6 protein-coding genes and 2 pseudogenes are annotated in these 6,015 nt (G+C 60.9%); 5 read left to right on the forward strand and 3 right to left on the reverse strand.

Annotation, left to right across the window (positions count from 1 at the left end; genetic code table 11):
* Positions 1-169 (forward strand): annotated as a pseudogene (locus D7Y61_RS22820) (IS91 family transposase); the annotation flags it as partial.
* 106 nt (positions 170-275) lie between these two features.
* On the opposite strand, the gene D7Y61_RS22265 reads toward D7Y61_RS22820, so the two are convergent.
* On the reverse strand, positions 276-827 hold the full coding sequence (locus D7Y61_RS22265; RefSeq protein ID WP_258010452.1) for a LysR family transcriptional regulator: 552 nt from the start codon (positions 825-827) through the stop codon (positions 276-278).
* Positions 828-1,083: 256 nt separating this feature from the next.
* Between D7Y61_RS22265 and D7Y61_RS22270 the strand changes: the two genes are divergently transcribed.
* The 3 genes from D7Y61_RS22270 (at position 1,084) to D7Y61_RS22280 (ending at position 3,538) form a co-directional block, all read left to right on the forward strand.
* On the forward strand, positions 1,084-1,617 hold the full coding sequence (locus tag D7Y61_RS22270; protein WP_180869370.1) for a MarR family winged helix-turn-helix transcriptional regulator: 534 nt from the start codon (positions 1,084-1,086) through the stop codon (positions 1,615-1,617).
* Between the two features lie 26 nt (positions 1,618-1,643).
* Positions 1,644-2,603, forward strand: a complete 960-nt coding sequence (locus D7Y61_RS22275; RefSeq protein ID WP_180869372.1) for a YeeE/YedE thiosulfate transporter family protein — start codon at positions 1,644-1,646, stop codon at positions 2,601-2,603.
* A gap of 440 nt (positions 2,604-3,043) precedes the next feature.
* A complete protein-coding gene (locus tag D7Y61_RS22280) occupies positions 3,044-3,538 on the forward strand; it encodes a MarR family winged helix-turn-helix transcriptional regulator (protein WP_219628103.1) in 495 nt (164 codons plus the stop codon).
* An 82-nt stretch (positions 3,539-3,620) separates the two neighbouring features.
* Here D7Y61_RS22280 and msrA read toward each other — a convergent pair whose 3' ends face one another.
* The gene (gene msrA, locus D7Y61_RS22285) at positions 3,621-4,154 is read right to left on the reverse strand and encodes a peptide-methionine (S)-S-oxide reductase MsrA (protein WP_345776276.1); all 534 of its coding nucleotides are present in this window, start codon (positions 4,152-4,154) and stop codon (positions 3,621-3,623) included.
* 32 nt (positions 4,155-4,186) lie between these two features.
* Entirely contained in the window at positions 4,187-5,419 is a 1,233-nt protein-coding gene (locus D7Y61_RS22290; protein ID WP_180869376.1) for a bifunctional alpha/beta hydrolase/OsmC family protein, read from the reverse strand.
* 351 nt (positions 5,420-5,770) lie between these two features.
* On the opposite strand from D7Y61_RS22290, the pseudogene D7Y61_RS22295 reads away from it, so the two are divergent.
* Positions 5,771-6,015: pseudogene (locus D7Y61_RS22295) on the forward strand (hypothetical protein); the annotation flags it as partial.

Here is a 6,015-nt window from a genome sequence, read left to right on the forward strand (position 1 = left end):
TTCCATCGACRTCACCACCTGCGCCCACTGCGGCGGCGCGGTRCGGATCGTCGCCAGCATCGAGGAACCCACCGCCATCCGCGCCATCCTCGCCCACTTCGAGAAGCACGGCGCGCTGGAGCAAGCGCACTACCGGCCCGCAGCGCGCGCGCCGCCGCCGGCCGCGTGACGAGGTGCCGGCCACACAGCCGGCAGCCAAGCCAGAGTCSGATCCGATGCGGCCACGACCCCGCAGGGCTGCGCTCGGCCCTGTGCCGGGATTCGGTGAGAAATGGCTACGCACTGAGCCGCTGCGYGGCCCCGCGATGTCGAAAACCCACGCATGAACCCCCGATCTGTGCCCGATCTGTGCCCAAAGCGGCGCTTGCGCGGCCGCTTCCTACCCGCCAGACTCGCAAAAAAGGGCGGTTGAACTTCCTATACCCTGAAGTGCCTTCCTCAAGCTTTACCTCGATCGTCGGATGTCTATTTCTGAATGCCGAGAGAATGTTGATGATCGGGCACGCCGGGAACGCTTCAAGCATTCCGAACCTCACGAGCCCGGTCTTGAGTTTCCGCGCGGAGTGGATCTCCGTTGCGGCGTTACGAAGGTAGCGCGCTCCCACCACCGCTTGTTGAAGGAAGCGCTCACCTTCTGGAGTCAGCCCTGCCCCCGCTCGCGTACGCTTGAAGAGAGAAAAGCCAAGTTGGCGCTCAAACAGCTGCACACGTCGGCTGACGGTGGATTGCGATATCGATAGGCGCTCCGCCGCTCGGCGGAAGCTGCCGGCCTCGGCGACCTGAACGGCGTACTTCAGGTATCGGAGATCAAGAGTCAGGTCGGGCATGAGACCCGTCCGATCATACCGGCGGTCTCATCGGCGAACCGCCTGCGCCCGGTGAGCGGCACCCATGCACGTCCACTTTCATCGAGCCCACCCCCGCTAGCGCCTGGGAAACGAGCACGTCCGTTGATCTCAGATGTGGAATCCGAGTTGAGCCCCTCAATGAGCATGACCATGTCCGAATCTGTCATAGATGCATGCGGCGGTCATACATTTTCACACGCTTGAAGTCTATGCGCGAAGCATATATTCTTGCGGTATGGAGCCTGAGGTCGCCAAGTACCATTTAGGTGCACTCGCGTTGGCGGTTGCAGACAGCATCGCCAGTGTCTCGGCCTCGTTTTCACCAAGCGGCCCGGGGACCGCCGTGATGGTGTTACTCAGCATGGAGCCCGGACTGCCGATCAGCGTTTTGGCTACCTCGATCGGGCTTTCTCATGCCGGGACGGTGCGATTGATCGATAGGCTCGAGCGCGAACAGTTGGTGGAACGACGAAGACAAATCACCGACAGGCGGGCGCGCTTCATTCACCTCACCAATTCGGGGAAGAAGATAACGGAAGCCTTGCTCAAGGCACGGGAGCAGGTGATCTCCGAATGTGTTTCGCCCCTGTCGCCCAATGACCTCGACATTCTAGGCATGCTGTCAGAGCGGCTCCTTGTGGCAAACGGCTTCGACAAAGATGGCTCGGTCAGCCTTTGCCATCTGTGCGGCTACAGCAGGATCGCGCCTTCCCGTGGTAAAGCTAAGCCGGGGCGCTCGCCACGCTGGAACGTCGCATCAGAAGGCTGACGATATGATCAGGCAGGCTTGATATAATGGGATCGTTTGCGCTCGAACTTCTTCTATGCGTACTTGCCTTCGGGTTCGGATATGCGGCGAACCAAGGCGGAACCTGTTTAGTGGTGGCCGCTCATGAGTTACACAGAAGACAGCCGCCGAAAATGTTCGTCGGATTTCTCGCAGCGTCGGCAGCGGCAGGCCTGGTTGCGGTCCCGATAGTCTGGACGGGAACACTGGGCGCAACACTCGCACCCTCGACCAGCATCAATTTCCTCCTGCTCATCGGCGCCATCGCCTTCGGCCTCGGCGCACTCATTAATGACACATGCCTGCTCGGATCGCTGGCGCGGCTTGGGGATGGGGAGATGCGATTTCTAGCTCTACCCTTGGGATTAACGATTGGTATCTTGGCTGCCGACCATGGCAGGTTCGGCTACGATTCAACATGGCCAAGCTTAATCTCCAAACCGAGTGCAACAGGCCTCGTTACTCTCCTAGCCTTCCTAGTTGTGCTCGTGCTGGCACTCGTTTTCGTTTCCACGAAGAGCGTTCTGCGAACAAAGCCGGGTTGGTCGTTCGGCGCTTCGATGATTGGACTCGGTATCACTGGCGGACTTCTATATGCACTCTCGCCGGCCTGGACCTTCGCAGACGTGATTCAACGCGCCCTTCCTCTCAGAATGTCGCCGGCCGGCGAGGTCGCGCTCACTGCGGTGATCTCTTCGATCGCAGGCGCCCTTACCGCCTCCTTTCGCCAAGGAAATCTGCGTCTCCAACTGCCGACAGCCAATGGCATTCTGCGATCTGTCGTCGGCGGCACATTGATGGGTATCGGAATAGCGCTCATACCCGGCGGGAATGATGGGTTGATCCTCGCAGCGGTTCCGACTCTTTCACCTGGTGGGATAGTCGCCTACCTTCTGATGACGATGACAATCGTCTTCGGATTTGCAGCGCGTGGTAATTTGTTTCGGCGCCGCCTTTCACGGCCATGATAAGGGCAACAGAGGACGCCGGCAGTCTGCTCCGCGACATCTGGGGTGGTGATGAAAAAGGCCACCTTCGCTATTTATACGGTTGATCGCGCGCACATCCTTCGGGGGCAAGCTCGGTGTCGCTGATCTACCTGCGCGGCCTGGATGACGGCGCTGACGCGCGGTGATTCTCGGGCGCGACCTATGGCGATTCCGAGCGGAGAGGCTCGCCCTATAGCCGCCAGGTATCAACGGTTCCGCGGCCTTGACGGGCCGGACCCGCTTTCTTCGGCGCGCTTGATCAGTCGAAATCCTCCGAAACCCTTTTAAAACAAGACCTTTTCCATAAGCCTCCCGGAGGAAGAAGACCACGGTATGACTTGCTGTCTATGCTCCGCGCACATATAGATGTGGCAATGGATGGACCTCGAGATCGAAACATTTTTGGGGCGTTCGCACTCATGATCAGCGACGACATCGTTCGCGCTAGTTCATCGCGGGCGCCGGAAGCTGGACCCGCCGCCTCAGCGCTGGCGTTGCTCGCGCACAAGCCCGGGCTCTCGATCCGTATGCTTGCGGTCGGGGTGGGCCTTTCACATGCGGGGACCGTTCGCCTAGTGGATCGATTGGCCACCGAGGGATTGATCGAGCGTAGGGAGCATTCGACAGACGGGCGCGCGCGATCTCTCTATCTTACTACAGTTGGCAAGGTCGCGAGCGACGAGGTCCTAGCCTCGCGCGATCAAGTGATTGCCGAAGGGCTATCGATCCTTAATCCAGACGAACTGAAAATCTTATCGGACATCGCTGAACGCGTTCTTCGCAATCGCTTGGAAAACCTGGAGCAGTCATACCGCATCTGCCGGCTGTGCTGCTACGAGGGTTGCACGAACTGCCCCATTGATGCCGAATTGTATGAACGAGGTGTAGACCGTGAGAAGAGCGACGACGCGTAGAAGGCTCGCAATCTCGGCCTGTAGCGACGCGTCGCGCTTTCGACTCCATTCTCCAGGTATTAAGACAGTATCTCCGACTTGCTCATTGAGCTGATCTATCCAAACGCCAGGTCGGACGCGCGAAGTGGCAACTATAGCCCCCAGGATAGCGTACCAGGTATCTTTGGTGCTCTGGCTCCGCCTCCCAAAAGGGTTCTTCCGGATTGATTTCCGACACGACCGGGCCAGGCCAGCGACCTGATGCCTCGATCTCGGCGATGGTCGCCAGGGCGACTTCCTTCTGCACCTCGGTGGTATAGAAAATTGCCGATCGATAGCTCGGACCGACATCGCTGCCCTGTTGCTCGTATGTCGTGGGGTCGTGGACCTGGAAGAAGAGTTCCAGGAGAGAGCGATAGCTGAGAACGGAAGGGTCGAAAGTCACTTCCACCGCTTCCGCATGGCCGTAATGTCTCGCATAGGTCGGATCACGCATTTCACCGCCTATGTAACCGACCCGCGTCGAAATGACTCCCCTGGCTCGGCGCAGCAAATCCTCCATGCCCCAGAAGCAGCCGCCTGCGAGAATTGCTCGCTCTGTCGCGGGCGCCCCTTTGCCGGTAGGCGATTGGCTCACAGTCCATTCGCCCTCCTCCGTGTGCGCCACGGTCAAGCCAGCCTCGCGGGATCCGCAGCCTGACTGGTGCTCAAGAGCTCGGTCTGCACGTCCGAACCCCGGATGAGACTCAGATCGACGGGACACCGATCAGCGATCGCGAGGATCCGAGCGCGCTGATCATCACTCAGCGGCCCATCGAGGACAATGGTGCGGGTGAACCGGTCGGGTGGCATCGTGTCCGGCACCTTCTCGTGCTGCACGGTCGTGCTCGCCCGTTCGAGCGGAAAGCCCTTGCGGTTCGCATAGAGACGCATCGTCATCACCGTGCAGGCTGCGAGGCCGGCAGATACGAGCTCGTAGGGAGATAGTCCGGTCCCGAGGCCACCGACCGATGCTGGCTCGTCGGCGAACAGAGTGTGCTCGCCGCTGCGGACCTTGAGCTGGAACGTCCCTGCAAGAGTTTCGGTGGCGACGACGCCCTCCGCAACCTCGACCTGCGGAAGATCCGCCGTGAGTGGTGGGAGAAAGCGGCTCGCCCAAACCGCCACCATGGCCGCAGCGTAGTTCGCGTCCGCGACGTCGGTGAGAAGGTGATCCGCGTTGTCGAGCGAGATGAAGCTTTTAGGGTGCCTGGACGCGACGAAGATGCGCGACGCGTGGTCGATGCCGACCACCTGATCCAGCGGAGAGTGCATGACCAGCACCGGCCGTCGCAGGGAGGCAATGGCCTTCTCGACGTCGATCCCCTCAACCGCCTCAAGGAACCCTTGGCGAATGAGGAAGGGCCTACCGGCGATCTCCACCGAGGCCTCGCCCTCGCTCGCGATGGTGTCCAGATCATTCGGTCCGAAGAGCCGCAAGATATGCTGAAGGTCGGCCGGCGCACCAATCGTCGCCACCGCCGCAACGTCAGGCAACTCGGCCGCGGCTACGATCGCAGCGGTGCCACCCAGGCTGTGCCCGACAAGGAGGGAGGGTGACATACCCGCCGCCGCCATCGCCTTTGCGGCAGCCCTAAGGTCCTCGACGTCCGACGCGAAACTCACAGGTTCCCCCGACCCACCGCTGATCCCGGTTCCGGCGAAATCGAACCTCAAGACCCCGATGCCCGCACGCGACAGCGCGCGCGAGATGTAAACGGCGGCGCGACTGTCTTTCCCGCAGGTGAAGCAGTGGGCGAAGATCGCCCAGCCCCGCGGCGTTCCCTCTGGCGGTTCGAGGTGCCCGGAAAGCTGAGAGCCAGCTCCACTCGCAAACGTGAATGTTGTTTCTGCCATGTCCATCAAACCTCCAGCTCGCGGCTTGGCGGTTGCGCTCTCAGAACCTTCGACGGAGCTGGGCAGAGCGCACCGCCAACCAGTAGGCGTCATCTCAGAGTATCATTTATATGTCTGGCGCATATAGACAAGCCTCTAGATCATGATTATATGCGCCAAGCATATTTCTGTGGCCTGCTTTCCGAAGGCGGGCTCACGGAAGAGGCATCAGTCAGGCGCATGGGCGAAAGGACTATGGAACTCAATCAAGTCAGCTATTTCATCAACTTGGCCGAGACGCTGCGCGGGAGAAATGCCGATGGGCGGCGATGAGGCCGCGCGGAACACTGTGCAGCCGTCGATGCGCAGGATCGTTCCGTGCTGTGCCTCACCGCACCGGAGGGACGCGCCGCGCCGCGTGTCGCCCGTGCCGCAAACACCGCGCTGGCGGCCGCGCCGAGCTACGCACGCCATGTTCCCGAGCGCACGCTGCTGTACGCGCTAGTGCAGGCGCACTACCCGGACTTCATCGCGCGTCTTGAGGCCGAAGACCGCCCGCTGCCCGAGTATGTGCGCGAGGAGTTCGAGACCTACCTGCGCTGCGGCGTGCTCGAGCACGGCTT

It is taken from the genome of Stenotrophomonas maltophilia (assembly GCF_013464485.1).
Classification (GTDB): Bacteria; Pseudomonadota; Gammaproteobacteria; order Xanthomonadales; family Xanthomonadaceae; genus Stenotrophomonas; species Stenotrophomonas maltophilia_AW.